Source organism: Actinoallomurus soli (assembly GCF_024055715.1).
Lineage (GTDB): Bacteria > Actinomycetota > Actinomycetes > Streptosporangiales > Streptosporangiaceae > Actinoallomurus > Actinoallomurus soli.
Map to the genome: position 1 here is coordinate 176073 of NZ_JAMXMV010000005.1, position 17734 is coordinate 193806.

The window sequence follows — 17734 nt, forward strand, 5'->3', positions numbered from 1 at the left end:
GCTTCGGGACAGGCCCTAGTCTCGGGCGGTGTGGACAGGATCCGGCTCGGCCGCCCGCGCGGGAACGACCTCCCCCCGGCGCGGACGGCCCTGCTCGGGAGCGGGTTCGGCCCCCTGCGGGCGGTCCTGCTCGCCTGTGCGTTCGGCTACCTCCTCCTGCACCGGACCACCGCTCCGCAGGCGCCGGCCGACTGGGGCCCGGCGCTCGGCTCGCTCGCACTGGGAACGCTCGGCGGACGGCTGCCGCTGACCGTGGCCCTCGGGCAGGCGGCGCTCCTCGTCATGGCCGAGCGATTCGGACACCTGCCGCCGATCGGCATCAAGATCATGGCGAGCATGGCGCTGTTCGAGGTCGCGCTCCGCCGCTGGGGCGCGCCCGCTCTGCTCACCGCGTCCGCGCTGACCACGGTCTACGTCGCCATCGGCCTGCCGGGCGACGTCCCGGCCCTGCTGTACAAGCTGGCCGCGGTCGTGGGCGGCCCGATGCTGCTCGCCGCGTACGTCCGCTCGCTCGAACAGGTCGCGCGCAGTGCTCAGGAACGCGCCGCGGAGGCGGAGCGAGCCACCCGGATGAGCGAGCGCACCGCGATCGCCCGCGAACTGCACGACATGGTCGCTCACCATCTGGCCTCGGTGGCGCTCCGGGTCGGCGTGGCCCGGCACGTCATCCCGCAAACCGACCCGAGAGTGACCGAGGTACTCGACGACGTGCACGCCAGTGCCTCCAGCGCCCTGGCCGACCTGCGGCGGCTGCTCACCGCGCTGCGCGACCCGGACGACCCCGGCCGCCTGCTCGCCGAGCCGACGGACCTGCCCGTCGCGCTGGACGGTCTCGTGGACCGGGCCCGTCAGGCGGGGCTCACCGTGGTGTCGTCGGTCGCCCCCGAACTCGCCGGGCTCGACGCCGTGCGCGGCCTGACGCTGCTGCGGCTCGTCCAGGAGGGACTCACGAACATCGTCAAGCACGCGGGGCGGCAGGCGTCCGTACGGCTCGACGCGGCGATGACGGGGGACGGCTCCGTCAGCTTGGAGATCCGCAATGACGTTCCCGGCGGCCTCGCGGCGGCCGGCGACCGTCCGGCGGTCGGCGGCGCCGGGCACGGCCTGCTCGGCATGCGCGAGCGCGTGGACCTGGTCGGCGGCAGCCTCCAGGTCGGTGCCACTTCCGGTGGATGGCGGCTGTCCGCCCTGCTGCCGGAGCCGAGGTCGTGATCGGATGAGGGAATGATCCAGGTGCTCATCGTCGACGACCAGCATCTCGTGCGGGCGGGCCTGCGGATGCTGTGCGAATCGACCGACGACATCGAGGTGGCCGGAGAGGCGGCCGGCGGGGCCGAGGCCGTACGGCTCGCGGCGCGCCTGACACCGGACGTCGTCATCATGGACCTGCGGATGCCGGGCGTGGACGGCATCGCCGCGACGGCGCGGATCCTCGCCGAACGGCCCGCCACGCGTGTCGTCGTCCTCACGACGTTCGATGACGACGACCATCTCTACCCGGCGCTCGCCGCCGGGGCATGCGGCTTCCTCGCCAAGGACGTCGCGCCGGGGGCGCTGGTGGACGCGATCCGGAGGGCGGCCGACGGGGACAGCCCCTTCAGCGCGCCGGTGCTGCGGAGGCTGGTCGCCCAGGCGGTCGGCGCTCGCCAGGACGATTCCGCGGCCCCCGGCCTGCACCTCACGGAGCGGGAGCGCACCGTCCTGTCGCTCCTGGCGGAGGGCTCGTCCAACGCGGAGATCGCCGAACGCCTGCACATCGGCGTCACGACGGTGAAGACGCACGTGGCGGGTCTCATGGCCAAGACGGGATGTCCGAACCGGGTGCGCCTCGCGGTCTTCGCCGCCCGGCACGGCCTGGCCTGACCACGGCCTGGCCTGACCACGGCCTGGCCTGACCGGACGGACGGCCCGGTGCCCGGGGAGGGCTACAGCCCGTGCCTGCGGCGCAGGAGCCGGGTGCTGAGCACGCCCACCGGGACCGGCGCCCAGAAGGTCATGGCCCGGAAGAGCAGGACCCCTTCGGCCGCCTGACCGGTCGGGACGTGCGCGGCCGCCAGCGCGGTGATCAGCGCGGCCTCGGTCGATCCCACCCCGGCGGGTGTCGGGATCGCGGCGCCGGCCGTGGCGCCGAGCAGGTAGACGGCCGGCAGCGCGACGAAGCCCCCGCCGACCGTACCGGGGACGGCGAGCAGGCTGACCGCGAACGCCAGCGCCAGCGCGACGTGCGCGCCGGTCGACGCGGCGAGCGTCCACAGCAGGCAGCGCGGCCGATGGAGGAGGTGCCGCAGCGATCGGCCCACCCCGGCGATGGTGGCGCGGGTCCAGGCCCGTGCCCGGCCGCCCGGCCAGCAGAGAACGATCAGGGCGAGCAGGACCGCGGCGCCCGCCACCCCGAGGAGGATCGGGACGATCACCCCGGAGTGACGGCTCACGGCCCGGTCGAGGCGGATGGCCGGCACCGACGGGTCGTCCAGGCCGTTCCACACGCCCACGGCCAGCACCATGAGGCCGAGCTTCGTCACGCCCCGCAGGACACCGGCCGCGGCCATCGCCGCCGTCGCCTCGTACACCGGCAGGCCGCGCCGGGTGAGGTACCGGCACGTGACGGCCGCGGAGCCGAGCCCGCTGGGCGCCAGGCGGTTGGCCGCGGCCCCGGCGAACTGCGACGCCGTCACCTCCCACAGGCGGAGCCGCCGGCCGGAGACGCCGTCGGCCGCGGCGCGTACGCCGAGACCCGACGCGAGGTAGTGCAGCGACGCCAGGGCGGCGATCAGCGGCACGAACTCCCAGCGGATCCGGCCGGCCCGGGCGGACAGATCCTCGGCCCAGTCGCCGACGTCGATGTCGTGGAAGCCGAGGTCGGCCAGGCGCGCGCCGGCGACCACCCCGCACAGCGCGGCGGCGAGCAGTCCGGCGGCCACCCACGTACGCAGCGGGAATCGCGCGGCGATCGACCCGTCGAGTCGCTCGGCGACCGGCTCGGACACCCGTCGTCGGGTCAGGATGCGCGGGCTCATGACCTCGACCTCCCCCGTCGGATCAAGCATTCGTCGAACGGGGGATGAGGGACGGATGACGTGATGGGTTCCTCCAGGTCCACCGGCGGAGGGTGCCGGACTCGACCGGCGGCCGCCGTGGGTCTCACTGCCTGAATGGTACAACGTGACTGCTGTGGGTGATCATTGTTACCGCGTTGCCCGGTGCCGGAGAGACGATCGCACCCGGAGCCGAGCGCCGCATCCAGGGCGACTGGAAGAAAGGTGAGCGTTCCGCTAACCAGGCGTTGAACGAGTGCTGACCATCCGATTCCTACGCTGTCCGCAGCGATGTCGAGGGGATTGGATCAACGCTCCCGCGGGAGCAAGAACACATGCTGAACGCTCATTCGGTCGGCGGTCACCTGGCGCACCTGGCCCTGGTCGGCTGGGCGACGTTCGGACCGGTCCTGTACGCGGCCCTGCTCGTCGGCGGCTGGTGGACGGCCCGGCGCCGGCGCGCCGCCGTCATGGCCGCGGCGATCTGGGCGCCGTTGGGCGTCATCGCCGCCGTGCTGGTCAACCAGCCGATCGAGGAGATGCCGACCGTACGGCTGCCGGTGCCGCACGAGGCGACGGCGCACACGGCCGAGCTTCCCGCGCCGAGTGATCATGTGGCGGTCGCGGCGGCCACCGCCGCCGGCCTGGTCCTCGTCCATCGCCGGCTGGGACTGGTGGCGGCCGGCGCTGCGCTGATCATGGCAGCGACCTTCGCCGTCGGCGGCGTGCCGCTGAAGGACATCGCGGGCGGAGCCGTCGTCGGGTCCACGGTCACGCTGATCGGTTACGTCCTGTTCGAAGGGCCGGTACGGCGTCTCGTCGCGCGAGCCCGCCGGACGCGGCTGCGCCCGATCACCGGGCCGGGGAAGGTGTCCTGATGGGTCTGACCGACGGCCCGTTCGCCGTCCTTCTCGGCGTCCTGGGCCTCGTCGCGTTCACGGCCTGCGTCGTCCTGCTGCCCCGGGTCGCGGGCCGCGGTCCGCGACAGGTGGCGGCGCGGGCGGGGCTCGTGGTGGGCGCCCAGTCCATCGTGGTGTTCGCGGTGCTCGTGGCGGTGAACTCCTCGTTCGGCTTCTTCGGGTCCTGGGCCGACCTGCTCGGCACGGACAAGAGCCGGGTGCGAGTCGTCGGGGGAGCGGCCGTGGCCGCGCCGCCCGCCGCCGCGCAGCCGTCTCTGCGGCCCACCTCCGACGCGTTGTCGCGCGCCCTGTCCCCGAAGGATGGGCGCCTGGACGCGGTGGTCTTCCACGGCCTTCGCTCCGGCGTCACGGCCACGGGCTACGTGTACCTGCCCCCGCAGTACACCCGGCGGGCCTACCGCCATCGGCGGCTGCCCGTCGTGCTCGTCCTCACGGCGGACGTGCGGGGCACGCTCACCCGGCTGCGCCTGCCGGCGGTCGCGGCCGGTCAGATCGCCGGCGGCGCGGTACAGCCGACCGTGTACGTCCTCATGAGCCCGGTCGGCGCCTGCGTCGACGTGCCCGGCGGGCAGCAGGCGAACACCTTCTTCGCCGAGGACGTGCCGATGGCGGTGGCGACCTCCTACCGGGTCGCGCAGGACGGCCCCGGCTGGGGCGTCATCGGCGACGCGTCCGGTGGTTACTGCGCGGCCAAGCTCGCCCTGCGGGACGGTGACCGCTTCACCGCGGCGGCCTCCGCCGCGTCGTCGTACGGCGCTCCGCCCGGCGACCTGTACGGCGACCGGTACGGGCGCAGCACGGCGATCCAGCACGAGAACGACCTGCTCTGGACGCTGGGCCACCGTCCGCCGCCCCCGGCGCACCTCCTCGTCCTCACCGCCGGCGGCACGGGCGAGGCGGCGCGGCGGCTCACCGCACTGGTCCGCCCGCCGACGAGCGCCGACTCCCTCACCGTCCACGGTGGCGGCGCGCTCCCGACCTGGCAGCGGGACCTTCCTGCCGTACTGCGATGGCTCAGCGGCCGGCTGAGTCCGGAGAACTGACGTCAATGGGCCTTACCGGCACCCCGTTCATCCTCCTCATCTGCGTCCTCGCCCTGGCGGCCCTGGCCGGCGTGGTGTGGGCCGCGCCCCGTGCCGGACGCGTGCTCCCGGCGCGGGTGGGCCTGCTCCTGGTCTCCCAGGTCCTCCTCCTGGCGGCCCTGCTCACCGTCGCCAACGCGTACTTCGCCTTCTACGGGTCGTGGGGCGACCTGCTGGGCATGTCCGGGGGCGCGGGAAGCGGCACCGGCGATCCGGCCGGCCACCGTCCTCAGGGCGGGAGCGGCCCGGACGGACCGGACCCGCTGCTCGTCCCGGTGCACGACGCCTTCATCGACGGCCATCGGCTGCCCGCCCAGGACGGGCGGCTGGAGGCGGTGACGATCCACGGCGCGCGGTCGGGGATCACCGCCCTGGCCTACGTCTACCTGCCGCCGCAGTACTTCCAGGACCGGACCCGCCGGTTCCCGGTGACGCTGGCGCTCACCGGCTACCCGGGGAACGCCCAGAACCTCGTCACCCGCCTCCGGCTCCCGCAGACCGCCGCCCAGGAGATCGCCGCCCACCGCATCAAGCCGATGATCTTCGTCATGATGCGGCCCATGGTCACCCCGCCGCGCGACACGGAGTGCACCGACGTCCCGAACGGCCCGCTCGCCGAGACGTTCTTCGCGCGGGACCTGCCCGCCGCGGTCCAGGCGGCGTACCGCACCGCCCCCGCGCCGGCCGGATGGAGCGCGCTGGGGGACTCCACCGGCGGCTACTGCGCGCTGAAGCTGGCCATGCGCCACTCGGACCGCTTCGCCGCGGCGATCTCACTCTCGGGCTACTACAAGGCGCTGCGCGACATCACCACCGGCGATCTGTACGGCGGGAGCCCGGCGTACCGGAACGAGAACGACCTGGACTGGCGGCTCCGGCACCTGCCCGCCCCGCCGGTCGACGTGCTCGTCACGACCAGCCGGGTGGGGGAGAAGGACTACCAGGCGACCCGGCGGTTCATCGCGCTCGTCCGTCCCCCGATGCGCGTCGCCTCGATCACCCTGCCCACGGGCGGGCACCACTTCAGCGTCTGGAACCGCGAGCTCACCCCCGCGCTCCGCTGGCTGAGCGGCCGCCTCGGCGTGTGACCCGCCCGCCGGCGCCCCTCGTTCGTCCGGGCACCGCGCGATCCGGGAACCCGGGGAACCCGGGCGCCGACGCGGCCCAGGACCCGGGATGGCCGACGTGCTCCCAGGAACCCCGGGGTGTCAGCGCGATCCGGACCCCGGGGTGTCGGCGTGCTCCCAGGAGCCCCGGGCGCCGGTGCGGCCGAGGAGCCGGGCCACCGGCGCGTCGTTCAGCTCGGGCAGGAGGAGCCGCGGGGGAGGCGGTACGGAGCGCCGATGCGGTAGCGGCCGGGGGTGGGAGCGTACAGCCGGGTCCAGTCGCCGGCCTTCGCCAGGCAGCCCGGCCGGCCGTCGAGGACCGCCAGCCACGGCGACCAGGGGACCCGGAGCAGCACGGAGCCGGTGGCCGGGACCGTGACGTCCAGTTCGTTGTCGAGCGCGTGGTTCACGGTCGCCGGCGGGTCGGCGAGCGGGACGGCGTCGGTGACGCGGTACAGCCGCCAGTGCCGGTTGTGCCACACCGGCTGCAGCCACGGCTGGCCCGAGCGGACGATGCGGGCCTCGTCGATGGCCTGCCAGTCGGGCTGTGCGGAGGGCAGGACGACATAGCCCACGGCCCAGCGGCGCAGCCACGCGTGGTAGGTGTCCGGGTTCAGCGTCCCGTCATAGAACAGGGCGTTGCGCTGGACGTCGGCCTGGCGGTTCCAGCCGCGCGCCAGGTTGATCTGCGAGGCGAGCTCGGACGCCTCCAGGTGAGTGCGCTCGGGCACGACCTCGACCCGGCTCTGGTCGGCGCGCACCCGGCGCAGTTCGCCGACCAGGCTCGTCGTGTGCCCGACGGTCGCGGCGGTGTTGACGAGGTCGAAGACCGGCCGGGCCACCTGGGAGACGACCGTGGCCGCGAAGGCGACGAACAGGACGGCCGTGCGCCGGTGCAGCGCCGCGGCCAGCAGCGCGGTGCCGCCGAACAGCAGTGCCATCCGGTCGACGTTGCTGCCCACCTGGGACGGGATCACCCAGGTGAGGAGGGTCCCGATCGCGTACACCACCGCTCCCAGGCGCACGGTCCGCCACTCGCGCGGCGCGAACGCGACCAGGGCCACCGAGGCGACGACGGGCGCCACCACGAGGTACCAGGGGAACGGCTGGACGCCCTGGAAGGGGAAGAGCAGCGCGGAGCCGGCCACGACGACCGGCGGACCGGCGGCCACCGCGTACGCGGCCGGGCGGCGCCGGGTGAGGAACAACGCGCCGGCGACCACCTCGAGGAAGAGGCCCGCGACCGGGCTGGCGAGCGTGGCCAGCACGCCGAGGCCGATGATGGCGACCGCTCGGAGCGCGCGAGGGCCGCGCGTCACGAACACCACCGTCACGGCGGCCAGCCCGAAGAACACGCCCAGCGCGAAGGTCACGCGGCCGGACGCGGCGTTGCAGGACAGGGAGAACGCGGCCCACAGCGCGGGCGCCAGCGGGCGTGAGACGCCGGAGCGGACGAGCAGCAGGGCGACGAGGGCGGCGGAGAGTGTGCCGGCGATGACCGCGGCCGTGCGCACCCCGATCAGCGCCATGAGGTACGGCGAGATGACGCTGTAGGACATCGGGTGCATGCCGCCGTACCACGCGAAGTCGTACGCGGAGCCGGGATGACGCCCCACGAATCGCGTCCAGGCGTACTGCGCGGCGAGGTCGCCGCCGTCGGTCGCGGCGTATTTGGCCCACAACAGGTGCAGGACGGCCGCGGCGGCCGTCGCGACCACGATCGGATGGAACAGCCATCGCCGATGGGTCGCGCGGCGGGTACGTGGAACGTCGGCCCTGGGGGCCGGCTGCAGGGTGGTGGTCATCGCCCGGCGGCACTCTCCGGATGCGCCTGGTGAGACGCTTGAGGCTCGGGGGACATTCGGTCAATGATCGAGGATGCGCGGCTCGGGGGCAAATCAGGCGCGCGAATGTGAGATGAATGTCCTCCCCGGCATATCGCTCCCAAGGTGATCCGTCCCAGTTTTGCGAAACATTGCAGCGTTTGTCGGCGAAGCCCTAGTGTTTAGCCTCGGCCAGGGGGCACGCGTGCGGAGAGCCGCTCCACCCGGCTTACGGGGCAGTGACGGGAAGGCGGTTTCGTGACTCAGCTTTTCGTGGATGGCAACGGCACTTCGGTGGCTCTGGATCCACGACGCGCCTACCGCGTGGGCCGGGATCCGGGATCGGACATCGTCATCGCCGTCGACGGCGTCTCCCGGACGCACGCGATCCTTCGCTTCGAAGCCGGTCAGTGGCTTCTTGAGGACAACGGCAGCGCCAACGGAACCTACCAGGACGGCCACCGGATCCAGCGGATCGTCGTCGCCTCCGGCAGCCAGGTCCGCCTCGGCCACCCGGCGGAGGGCGTCCCGCTCGTCTTCCGGGCCGCCCAAGCCGAGCCCCCTGCCGGCCCGGGCGCCATGGGACCGGGCTCGGCCGCCCCAGGCTCGCCCGCCGGTTTCCCGGGCTCGCCCGCCGGTCTCCCGGGCTCGCCCGCCGGCCCCGGGCACCTGCCGCCGGGGTCTCCGGGCGCCGCGCCCGCCACCCAGGGCGGCGGCGCCCCCGCGCCGGGCCGTCCGCCCGTCTCCGAGCCGTCCCCCCGCCCCGCGGCGCCGTACCAGCAGGACGCCTCCTGGCAGGGGGTGCCGCCCGCCGGCCCGTCGCAGCCGGGCGTCCCCGGCCAGTACCCGCCGCCTCCGCAGGCCGCCGCGGGCGGGACCGCGCCCCACGTCTATCCGCCGGTCTCCCCGGGTGTCCCGGCGGGCGGGACCGCGCCCCACGCCTATCCGCCCGTCTCCCCGGGTGCCCCGGCGGGCGGGACCGGCTCGCACGGGTACCCGCCCGCGCCCGAGGCGTACCCCGGTCAGAACGCCCCGACGGTGGATCCGTCCGCCACGGGCCGGCCCGGTCCGTACCCCGGCGGGGCACCCGACCGGCAGGCCGCGCCGTACGGCGGCACCGCCCCTCAGACGCCCCCCGGATACGGCGGCGGCCCGGCCCCGTACCAGGCTCCCCCCGGCCCCGCCCCGGCCCCGTACCAGGCTCCGCCCGCCGCCGGCCCAGGCCCCGCTCCGGGGCCCGGTGGCGCGGCGACCGCGGCCGGTCAGCCCGGACCCGGCCCACGGCCGCGGTCGCCGATCGTGCAGACGATGAGCGGGCAGTACCGCGAGCCGACGCAGATCCGCAGGCTCGAAGGCTCGCGGGTGGTGCGCATCGGCCGCGGCCCCGAGAACGACCTGGTGGTCGCGGACCTGCGGGTCTCGCGCCAGCACGCCGAACTGCGCTCCAACGGCGGGTCGTATGAGATCGTCGACCTGGGCAGCCGGAGCGGCACCTACGTCAACGGCCGGCAGGTGCAGCGCGCGCCGATCGGGCCGCAGGACATCATCGGCATCGGGCCCTCGACGTTCCACCTCGTCGACGACGTCCTCATGCAGTACGTCGACACCGGCGCGGTGCGCCTGAGCGCGCACGACCTCACCGTCACCGTCGACAAGGGCAAGGTGCTGCTCGACCACGTGTCGTTCCCGCTCGGCGAGAAGTGCCTCGTCGCGGTCATCGGGCCCAGCGGCTCGGGCAAGTCGACGCTGCTGCGCGCGCTCACCGGCCTGCGCCCCGCCGACCAGGGCATGGTGTCGTACGACGGGCGTGACCTGTACCGGGACTACGCGGAGCTGCGCTCCCGGATCGGGCTCGTGCCGCAGGACGACATCCTCCACACCCAGCTGACGGTGCGCCGCGCGCTCCTGTACGCCGCGGAGCTGCGGTTCCCCGACGACACCCGGCAGAGCGAGCGCAAGGCGCGCGTCGACGAGGTCCTCAAGGAACTCGCCCTGGACCACCGCAGGGACAACAAGGTCTCCGCGCTGTCCGGCGGCCAGCGCAAGCGCGTCAGCGTCGCCCTGGAGCTGCTGACCAAGCCGTCGCTGCTCTTCCTCGACGAGCCGACCTCCGGCCTGGACCCGGGCCTGGACAAGTCGGTGATGCAGATGTTGCGCGGCCTGGCCGACGACGGCCGCACGGTCGCCGTGGTCACCCACAGCGTCGCGAACCTCGACATCTGCGACCGCCTGCTCGTCATGGCGCCGGGCGGCCGGATCGCCTACTTCGGCCCGCCGAAGGAGGCGCTGCCGTTCCTGGGCTTCGACGACTGGGCGGACGTCTTCCAGGCGTTCGACGACCCGTCCATCGACTGGGGCGGCCGCTACCTGCGGTCCGCCGAGCACCAGCGGTACGTCCAGGCGGAGCTGGTCCAGCCGGTGGCGCCGCAGACCGGGCCGGTCGCCTCGTACCAGCCGCCGCCCAAGCCGCAGAAATGGCCGGAGCAGCTGAGTACGCTGATCCGCCGCTACGTGCGGGGCATCGCCGCCGACCCGATGTTCCTCGGCATCACCGTGCTGCTGCCGATCATCATGGGCCTGCTGGCCCGGGTGGTGCCCACCGGCGACCTGCTCGCGCGCCCCGGCACGAACGGTCAGGCGGCCAACCTCCTGCTCATCCTGTGCATCGGCGGCTGTCTCACCGGCGCCGCGAACGCGGTGCGCGAGCTCGTCAAGGAAAGACCGATCTATCAGCGAGAACGCGCGGTCGGACTGTCCAGATCCGCGTATCTCGCCTCGAAGCTGCTCGTGCTCGGCCTGATCACCATCGGCCAGGGGATCGTGCTGACCCTGGTGGCCATGCTCGGCGTCAAGACGCACGACAAGGGCGTGCTCACGACTCCGCTCACCGAACTGGTGCTCGCGATCGCCCTGCTGTCCTTCACCGCGATGACCCTGGGCCTGCTGATCTCGGCGATGGTCAAGACCAGCGAGATGACGATGCCGCTCCTGGTGATGTCGACGCTCGTCCAGGTCGTCTTCTGCGGTGCCCTCGTCCACCTGGACGGCAAGCCGGTGCTGGAGCAGATCTCGTGGCTGGTGCCCGCCCGATGGGCGCTCGCCGCGATGGCCGGAACGCTGAACGCGGGCCAGCTGATCCCGCACCGGGACACCCCGCCGGACCCCCTCTGGAAGCAGGACCTCGGCACCTGGAGCCTGGACATGGGCATCATGGTCCTGCAGGTCGTCGTGCTGTCCTTCCTGGTCGCCCGGATGCTCCGCCGCCAGGAGCCGGAGGTCATGCGGAAGTGACGCCGGACCCGCGCGGAACGGGCTCGCATCCGGGCATCGACACCTCGGTGCCGCACACGGCCCGCATGTACGACTACCTGCTGGGCGGCAAGGACAACTTCGCGGTCGACCGGGCGGCCGTGCGGAAGGTCCTCGAGGCGATGCCGGACATGCCGCAGAGCATCCGGCTGAGCCGGCTGTTCCTGCGCCGCGCGGTCCGGTACGCCATCCGACGGGGCGTCACCCAGTTCCTCGACATCGGCACCGGGATCCCGACCGCCGGCAACGTGCACGAGGTCGCCCACGAGCTCGCCCCCGGGGCCCGTGTCGCCTACGTCGACCACGATCCGATCGTGCTGACCCACGCGCGGGCGCTCCTCTCGCGCGAGCAGCAGGACCGGGTCACGATCGTGGCGGCCGACCTGCGCGAGCCGGAGAAGATCCTGGCGGCTCCCGAGATACGCGATGTCCTCGACTTCGAGCGGCCGGTCGCGCTGATGCTGGTGTCGGTGCTGCACTTCCTGCGGGACGACGAGGACCCGTACGGCGTGGTGAAGAGGCTCTGCGACGGGCTGGCGCCGGGCAGCATGCTGATGCTGACGCACGCGTCCCTGGACCCGGATCCGGAGACCGGCCTGGCCGCCTCCGCCGGCTGGGCCAACGCCACGTCCACGATGAACATGCGGACCCATGAGGAGATCCTGCGGTTCTTCGACGGCCTGGAGCTGGTCGAGCCGGGCCTGACCGCCACCTGGAACCCCGACGGGGAGCCCACGGAGGTGCTGGAACGCGCCATCCGGAACATCTGGGGTTACGGCGGCGTCGCGGTCAAGGCGCCCGCCGGAACCCACCCCGATCACTGACCCCGGCGGGTCGACCCCGGCGGACCGGAAGGAGTCCCGAGCGACCTCGGGACCAGGGCCGCGGCCGGCCGGGGCCGACCGAGCACGGACGGACGACCCGCGGCCGGATCAGGCCCCTCACGGTGCGCGCGTCGCCGTGAGCCGTACCATCATGGGGCCGAAAGGGGATGCGGAATGCCGGACACGTGGGTGGTCGTCGGACTGGACAACGGCGGTACCAGCAATAACGCGACCGTGCTGGACGCCTCGGGGAACTTCCTCGTCGACCGTCTCGTGGAGACTCCCAGCCGGGTGCTCGAAGGGCCGGAGGTCGCCGTGGAGGCCCTGGCGGCGTCCCTGGCGGGGGTTCTGGAGGTGACCGGCACCGATCCGGCGCGGGTCCGCGCCGTCGGCCTCGACACCCCCGGCCCGGCGAGCGCGACCGGTGTCATCTCCAGCAAGGGCGCCACGAACTTCCCCCAGCCCGAGTGGTGGGGCTTCGACATCCGCGCCGCCCTCGAGGAGCGCCTGGGACTGCCCGTCGTCTACAACAACGACGGGAACGCCGCGGCGCTGTACGCCCACCACGCCCACTTCGGCGCCGACGCGTCCCGGCACTCCTCCGTGTCCGCGATCGTCGGCACCGGCCTGGGCGGCGGCGTGGTCGAGTCCGGAAAGGTCGTCAAGGGCGCCGCCGGGATGGCCGGCGAACTCGGGCACGTCCACATCCCGATGCACGGGCTGCTCGAGGACGGGCAGCCGGTGCCCGCCTGCAACTGCGGCTTCTCCGCCGACGCCGAGAGCGTGGCCTCGCTCACCGGGATCGCCAACAACCTCCTGCCGTACTGGCTCACGAGGTTCGAGGGGCACCCGCTGGCCGACGAGCCGCCGGGCAAGGCCGCCAAGCTCGTGCGGGGCTACGCCGAACAGGACGACCCCCTCGCGCTCAAGATCTTCGAGCAGCAGGCGATCGCGCTCGGCCGCCTCTTCACCATCGCCGCGAACTTCACCGACCCCGGCGCGTACTTCGTCGGCGGCGGCGTCGTCGAGACCGGCCCGAGGTTCCGGGAGTGGTTCCTGGGCAAGGTCCGCGAGCACACCGTGCTGCGGGAGGAGCAGGCCCGCGCCGCGCGGTTCTCCCTGGTGCCCGACCTCGACATGGCGGGGGCGCGCGGCGCCGCGATCGCCGCGCGCGACGCCCTGCCGCGGTAGCGCGTTCCCGGCGTGACGGGCGCCTGCCGCAGGAGCAGTCCCGCGCATCGTCGCAGGTCACCTACGCTTTGCGGCATGGCGGGACGCTGGAGCGCGGCAGGCGGCTGGGTGATCGAGGCGATCGTTCTCGGCGACCGTCCCTGCTATCGCGTGAGCCGGCGGGGCTACCTCGTCGGCGACGGCTACTGCTATCGCCTGGCCGAGCTGGAGCGGCTGCTGCGGCGGCACGGCATCGCGCTGGGCGACCTGACCGAGGAGGGCCCTCCGCCGTAACCGGTTGAAGGCTCAAGCACGTGACTAGACTCGCCGGGATGAGCGAGACGCGATGGCTGAGCCCGGACGAGCAGCACACCTGGCGCGCGTACCTGACCGCCCATCGTCTGCTGCTCGACGAGATCGACGCCCAGCTCCGCCGCGACTCGGGCATTCCGCACGCCTACTACGAGATCCTGGTGCGCCTCTCGGAGACGCCCGGCCGCACGCTGCGGATGTCCGTGCTCGCCGAGGGCACCCGTGTCTCCCCGAGCCGGCTGTCCCACGCGATCACCCGGCTGGAGGAGCGCGGCTGGGTGCGCCGGGAGGACTGCCCCACCGACCGGCGCGGTCAGCTCGCCGTCCTCACCGACGAGGGGTACGCCGCGCTGGCCGCCGCGGCGCCGGGCCACGTCGAGGCCGTACGGCGGGCGCTGTTCGACGCGCTCGACGCCGATCAGGTCCGGTGGCTCGGCGCCATCAGCCAGACCCTCGCCGACCACCTGGACACCGCCGGATCTCCGGAGGCGTGAGCGAGCCGATCTCATGGAGCACGGGCGGGCGTCAGGGCGTCTTGAAGCGCATCGCGAGGGCGGGGCACATCTCGATCGCCTGATGGGCCTGCCGTAGCAGGCGCCGCGGCACGGACTTGCTCTCGACGACCGGGAAGCCGTGCTCGTCCAGGCTCACCAGGTCGGGGACGAGGTGCCCGCACAGTCCGTGCCCGGCGCAGCGCGTCCAGTCCACCGTCAGGCGCAGCCCGGTGTCCTCGGACTCCTCCGCCGCGGCCACCTCCTCGCCGTCGATCGGCAGCAGCCCGCGCACCGGGCGGCCGCAGGTCCCGGAGGACAGGTGGACGGCGACGTCCTCCTGGAAGACCTCGAGCGCCGAGGCGATGAAGCGCGACGTGCCGTCCGGATGGTGGCAGGCTCCGCGGCCCTTGACGACCTGCATGCCCTGCCGCACGGCCGACAGCGCCTCGGACCGTGAGTCGCCCTCCGCCAGCGCGCGCAGCGACCGGGCGAGGGCCGGCAGGCCCAGGCGGCAGGGACCGCACTGCCCGGCGGTCTCCATGCCCATGTAGACGGCGACCCGGGCGACCTCGCCGAGCGGGCAGACGTCCCGGGCGAGCGGCAGGATGATGCCGGCCCCCAGACTGGCGCCCGCCCGGGCGATGTCCTCGCGTGAGACGCGGGCGCGGTTCGCGGCGGTGGGGGTGAGCCAGGCGCCGTGGTAGCCGCCCATCAGGACGCCCTGGCCGACGTCGGCCCGGCACAGGTCGAGCACCTGGAACAACGGGGTGCCGGCCGGGGCCTCGACGACGACGGGCCGCCCGCCGGGCCCCCAGACGGTGAGGAGGACGGTGCCCGGTTCCTCGGCCGTGCCGATGGCCCCGTAGAGGTCCGGGCCGAGCTGGGACAGCAGTGCGAGCTGGGCGAACGTCTCCGCGTTGGACAGCAGGGTGGGCAGCCCGTCGACGCCGCGTTCGGCGGCCCGCACCTTGCGGCCCGGGGGCAGCGCCGGCGCGCCGTTCACCCCGTTGACCAGCGCGCCGCCCTCACCGGTGACGAACCGCTCCGGCAGGCGGACGACGCGGATGAAGCCCCCGAGGTTGCTCTCCACGACCGCGCTGCGGATGGACCGGCCGGCCCGGCCGCCGTCGGTCACGCCGATGACGACCTCGCGGGCGCCGAGCGCGAGGGCGGCCAGCATCGCCCCGTCGAGAATGAGGTGCGGAACGCGGGACATCAGCAGCTTGTCCTTGGCGCTGGCCGGCTCGCCCTCGGTGGCGTTGACCAGGACGACGGTCTGGGCGTCCTGCCGGCGGGCCGCCGAGACGACCGCCTTCAGCTTCCGCGCGAACGGGAAGGCCGCGCCGCCCCGGCCGCGCAGGTCGACCTGCGCGGCCATCGCCTGCAGTTCGCGCACGCTGCGCCGCCGGAACTCCCCGTGCACCTCACGGTGGGCGGTCTGGTCGATGCGCTGATGCCGGTCGAGACCACGGCCGAGGCGCGGCGGCCCCACGTACCGGAAGTCCCTCATCGCCGGTCACCGAGCCAGGGCGAGGTCTCGGCGCGCAACGCCGCCCAGAACTGCTCGTCGGGCAGGTCGCCGGTCTCCGCGGCCGCCCGGGCGTCCGCGCTGACCCGGTCACGGGGGTCGGCGGCGCCGTGGCGCGCCCCGGCCCCCGTGACCCGGCCGTCTCCTCTGGCCCTGCGGGCGCGCAGCATGCGGCGGTCACGGGCCAGGCGCGGCAGCCGGCCCGTCGCCGCGACCAGCACCAGCGCGGCGCAGACGATGTAGCTCCACGTGACCCAGGCCTTGGGCGTACGGCCGGCCGCCAGACCGTGGACGAGCGCCGCGGCCCACATCACGTACGCGAGCGCGTGCACCGTGCGCCACAGCCACGGACGGGGACCGGTGACGAACCGGCCGCGCAGCACGCCGGTGGCGACGATGACGACCAGCAGGTCACCGGCGATGGTGCCCAGGCCGACCAGGACGGCGCGCCGGCCGTGGCCGGTGAAGGGCAGGAACGCGTCGAGGACCGTCGCGTGGGCCTCCATGACCTTCAAGGCGATGTGGGCGACCAGGAAGCCGACGGCCATGACCGCGGTCGCGCGGTGGGCGCCCTGGGCGAGGATCCGCAGTCCGATCGGCAGGATCCGCTGTGCGGCGACGACCCCGGCGACGACCGCCGCGGTCGCGGCCAGGAGGGTGAACACGCCGACGTAGAACTCCAGGAACCGCCGCAGCCGCTCGATCTCGGCCGCTCCCCACGAGGTCCGGCCGACGACCAGGACCACCGCGAGGAGCACCAGGGTCAGGAAGGCGGCCCGGGTCCGCCCGGGTCTTCGGGAGGGACGGCGCCGCGCCCGCCTCCGCCGCGCCCCGGGCTCCCTGGGGGCGTGGCGGGAGGCGGCGGTCCGCTCAGAGGACGCCATCGGGGCTCCCACCGGGCAGGGGGACGTTCGGGACGCGCGTGCTGGGCCCGCCCGGCTTGGGCGTGCGGCTGGGGGAGGGGCTCTTGGACGGTGCGGGGGTCGGGGACGCGGACACGGCCCCGAAGTTCAGCAGCGGGTTGCCCGCGTCGACGCGGACGCCGGCCCGCTCGGCGAACGTCGCCGCCGCCGTCTCGCGCAGGGTCCAGCCGCCCAGCTGGAAGTGGTCGAGCTGCATGGTGCCGGTCGCGTCGCCGATCGCGAACCGCACCATCCGCTGGGGCGCCTCCCCGCCGCCGCACGGCTGCTCCGTGCCGGTCCTGCCCAGGTAGTCGCCGCGTTTCACGAGGCTGCCGTCGCGCACCTTCGTCACGTCGGACAGCTGGTAGTACTGCGTGGCCAGGCCGTTCGGGTGGATCAGGAGCACGAGCCCGTGGCCGGCCGCGGAGGAGCAGAGCCGGTAGATCCGGCCGTCGCCCGGGGCGAGGACGCGCCCGTCCCCGCCGTCGAAGCCGGACACGCCCTTGTCCGTGGCCAGGAGGGTCCAGGACTGCCCGACCCCCCAGGGCAGCATGAGGCCCGTGTCCAGTGGCGTGTCGGCCGTGCCGCTGAACTTCTCCAGCGCCGGGCGTTCGCCGGCCGGCACGACCGAGGCGGGCGCCTTCCGCAGGAGCGTGGTGAACCGCGGGGTGCCGGCCAGGGCCACCTGCCAGCCGGCGCCGGTGCGCTGCGCGACGTAGAGCGAGGACTCCGGCATGACCGCCATCCCGCGCGGCGGCGGGATCGTCTCGGTGCCGAACGCCCAGGTGCGCGTGTGGTCCATCCGGCTCAGCCGCACGATGGGGGCGGACAGTGTGCCGACGCCGTAGTCCTGGCGGACCGTGTGGCTGCGTTCGGCGAGGACGACCGTCTCGACCTTCTTGTTGAGCTGGACGGCCGGGCTGACCGGAGCACGGGACGGCAGGGAGGGGGACGGCGCGGGACGTGGCCGGTGGGAGCGCCCGGCGTGTACGGGACGGCGGTCGGCGACCGGGTGCCGGGCGGCCGGCGGCATGACGGCCTGCTCGACGATGGCGGCCAGCGCGAGGCCCACGGCGACGACGACCACTCCGCCCAGGGCGGAGATCCTGTCGCCCAGCGACGCCGTCAGCCTCCGGCGCCGTGGGGGGCCGGGCCGTCCCTGCCTTCGGTGCGTCCTCGGCATCGACCTGCCCTTCCAAGGACGATCGCATTAGTGATCGAAACCGGAT

At 74.0% G+C, this 17734-nt stretch carries 15 protein-coding genes; 10 read left to right on the forward strand and 5 right to left on the reverse strand.

What is annotated here, in order from left to right; all coding sequences use genetic code 11:
• The first annotated feature begins 30 nt into the window (after nucleotides 1–30).
• Nucleotides 31–1212, forward strand: coding sequence for a sensor histidine kinase (locus NDW01_RS43800; protein ID WP_252820968.1), 1182 nt, complete (start codon nucleotides 31–33; stop codon nucleotides 1210–1212).
• A 12-nt stretch (nucleotides 1213–1224) separates the two neighbouring features.
• Nucleotides 1225–1863: a response regulator gene (locus tag NDW01_RS15150; RefSeq protein ID WP_252820969.1), complete on the forward strand. Its 639-nt coding sequence runs from the start codon at nucleotides 1225–1227 to the stop codon at nucleotides 1861–1863.
• 62 nt (nucleotides 1864–1925) lie between these two features.
• Here NDW01_RS15150 and NDW01_RS15155 read toward each other — a convergent pair whose 3' ends face one another.
• Nucleotides 1926–3017, reverse strand: coding sequence for a lysylphosphatidylglycerol synthase transmembrane domain-containing protein (locus NDW01_RS15155; protein ID WP_252820971.1), 1092 nt, complete (start codon nucleotides 3015–3017; stop codon nucleotides 1926–1928).
• A gap of 353 nt (nucleotides 3018–3370) precedes the next feature.
• Between NDW01_RS15155 and NDW01_RS15160 the strand changes: the two genes are divergently transcribed.
• The 3 genes from NDW01_RS15160 to NDW01_RS15170 are packed head-to-tail and all read left to right on the forward strand — an operon-like array spanning nucleotide 3371 to nucleotide 6125.
• Nucleotides 3371–3913, forward strand: a complete 543-nt coding sequence (locus NDW01_RS15160; protein WP_252820974.1) for a hypothetical protein — start codon at nucleotides 3371–3373, stop codon at nucleotides 3911–3913.
• A complete protein-coding gene (locus NDW01_RS15165; RefSeq protein WP_252820976.1) occupies nucleotides 3913–4998 on the forward strand; it encodes an alpha/beta hydrolase in 1086 nt (361 codons plus the stop codon). Before NDW01_RS15160 ends, NDW01_RS15165 begins: the two co-directional genes overlap by 1 nt.
• A 5-nt stretch (nucleotides 4999–5003) precedes the next feature.
• Nucleotides 5004–6125 carry an alpha/beta hydrolase gene (locus NDW01_RS15170; protein ID WP_252820978.1) on the forward strand — a complete coding sequence of 374 codons (1122 nt, stop codon included), beginning with the start codon at nucleotides 5004–5006 and terminating at the stop codon, nucleotides 6123–6125.
• 209 nt (nucleotides 6126–6334) lie between these two features.
• Here NDW01_RS15170 and NDW01_RS15175 read toward each other — a convergent pair whose 3' ends face one another.
• The gene (locus tag NDW01_RS15175) at nucleotides 6335–7948 is read right to left on the reverse strand and encodes an MFS transporter (protein ID WP_252820980.1); all 1614 of its coding nucleotides are present in this window, start codon (nucleotides 7946–7948) and stop codon (nucleotides 6335–6337) included.
• 276 nt (nucleotides 7949–8224) lie between these two features.
• Here NDW01_RS15175 and NDW01_RS43805 point away from each other — a divergent pair, with 276 nt between their 5' ends.
• The 5 genes from NDW01_RS43805 (at nucleotide 8225) to NDW01_RS15200 (ending at nucleotide 14075) form a co-directional block, all read left to right on the forward strand.
• Complete coding sequence (locus NDW01_RS43805) at nucleotides 8225–11257, forward strand: FHA domain-containing protein (RefSeq protein WP_252820982.1); 3033 nt, start codon at nucleotides 8225–8227, stop codon at nucleotides 11255–11257.
• Nucleotides 11254–12099 carry an SAM-dependent methyltransferase gene (locus tag NDW01_RS15185; protein WP_252820984.1) on the forward strand — a complete coding sequence of 282 codons (846 nt, stop codon included), beginning with the start codon at nucleotides 11254–11256 and terminating at the stop codon, nucleotides 12097–12099. The genes NDW01_RS43805 and NDW01_RS15185 overlap by 4 nt, the downstream gene beginning before the upstream one ends.
• 174 nt (nucleotides 12100–12273) lie before the next feature.
• The gene (locus NDW01_RS15190; RefSeq protein WP_252820986.1) at nucleotides 12274–13290 is read left to right on the forward strand and encodes an ROK family protein; all 1017 of its coding nucleotides are present in this window, start codon (nucleotides 12274–12276) and stop codon (nucleotides 13288–13290) included.
• Between the two features lie 75 nt (nucleotides 13291–13365).
• Nucleotides 13366–13563, forward strand: coding sequence for a hypothetical protein (locus tag NDW01_RS15195; RefSeq protein ID WP_252820988.1), 198 nt, complete (start codon nucleotides 13366–13368; stop codon nucleotides 13561–13563).
• A gap of 38 nt (nucleotides 13564–13601) precedes the next feature.
• Nucleotides 13602–14075 (forward strand): MarR family winged helix-turn-helix transcriptional regulator, encoded by a 474-nt coding sequence (locus NDW01_RS15200; protein WP_252820991.1) that lies wholly within the window; start codon nucleotides 13602–13604, stop codon nucleotides 14073–14075.
• Between the two features lie 31 nt (nucleotides 14076–14106).
• Here NDW01_RS15200 and NDW01_RS15205 read toward each other — a convergent pair whose 3' ends face one another.
• From NDW01_RS15205 to NDW01_RS15215, 3 genes are read right to left on the reverse strand one after another with little or no spacing between them, the layout of a single operon-like run.
• The gene (locus NDW01_RS15205) at nucleotides 14107–15585 is read right to left on the reverse strand and encodes an NADH-quinone oxidoreductase subunit NuoF family protein (protein ID WP_252820993.1); all 1479 of its coding nucleotides are present in this window, start codon (nucleotides 15583–15585) and stop codon (nucleotides 14107–14109) included.
• Nucleotides 15582–16487: a hypothetical protein gene (locus tag NDW01_RS15210; protein WP_252820995.1), complete on the reverse strand. Its 906-nt coding sequence runs from the start codon at nucleotides 16485–16487 to the stop codon at nucleotides 15582–15584. The genes NDW01_RS15205 and NDW01_RS15210 overlap by 4 nt, the downstream gene beginning before the upstream one ends.
• Nucleotides 16474–17688, reverse strand: a complete 1215-nt coding sequence (locus tag NDW01_RS15215) for a M23 family metallopeptidase (protein ID WP_252820998.1) — start codon at nucleotides 17686–17688, stop codon at nucleotides 16474–16476. Before NDW01_RS15215 ends, NDW01_RS15210 begins: the two co-directional genes overlap by 14 nt.
• Nucleotides 17689–17734 lie beyond the last annotated feature (46 nt).

What these genes read in the sequence shown, in the direction of transcription:
- NDW01_RS15210 (WP_252820995.1), bottom strand. Translation starts at nt 16,487, where the DNA reads ATGGCGTCCTCTGAGCGGACCGCCGCCTCCCGCCACGCCCCCAGGGAG.
- NDW01_RS15195 (WP_252820988.1), top strand. Translation starts at nt 13,366, where the DNA reads ATGGCGGGACGCTGGAGCGCGGCAGGCGGCTGGGTGATCGAGGCGATC.
- NDW01_RS15150 (WP_252820969.1), top strand. Translation starts at nt 1,225, where the DNA reads ATGATCCAGGTGCTCATCGTCGACGACCAGCATCTCGTGCGGGCGGGC.
- NDW01_RS15205 (WP_252820993.1), bottom strand. Translation starts at nt 15,585, where the DNA reads ATGAGGGACTTCCGGTACGTGGGGCCGCCGCGCCTCGGCCGTGGTCTC.
- NDW01_RS15200 (WP_252820991.1), top strand. Translation starts at nt 13,602, where the DNA reads ATGAGCGAGACGCGATGGCTGAGCCCGGACGAGCAGCACACCTGGCGC.
- NDW01_RS15165 (WP_252820976.1), top strand. Translation starts at nt 3,913, where the DNA reads ATGGGTCTGACCGACGGCCCGTTCGCCGTCCTTCTCGGCGTCCTGGGC.
- NDW01_RS15155 (WP_252820971.1), bottom strand. Translation starts at nt 3,017, where the DNA reads ATGAGCCCGCGCATCCTGACCCGACGACGGGTGTCCGAGCCGGTCGCC.
- NDW01_RS15175 (WP_252820980.1), bottom strand. Translation starts at nt 7,948, where the DNA reads ATGACCACCACCCTGCAGCCGGCCCCCAGGGCCGACGTTCCACGTACC.
- NDW01_RS15190 (WP_252820986.1), top strand. Translation starts at nt 12,274, where the DNA reads ATGCCGGACACGTGGGTGGTCGTCGGACTGGACAACGGCGGTACCAGC.
- NDW01_RS15160 (WP_252820974.1), top strand. Translation starts at nt 3,371, where the DNA reads ATGCTGAACGCTCATTCGGTCGGCGGTCACCTGGCGCACCTGGCCCTG.
- NDW01_RS15215 (WP_252820998.1), bottom strand. Translation starts at nt 17,688, where the DNA reads ATGCCGAGGACGCACCGAAGGCAGGGACGGCCCGGCCCCCCACGGCGC.
- NDW01_RS15170 (WP_252820978.1), top strand. Translation starts at nt 5,004, where the DNA reads ATGGGCCTTACCGGCACCCCGTTCATCCTCCTCATCTGCGTCCTCGCC.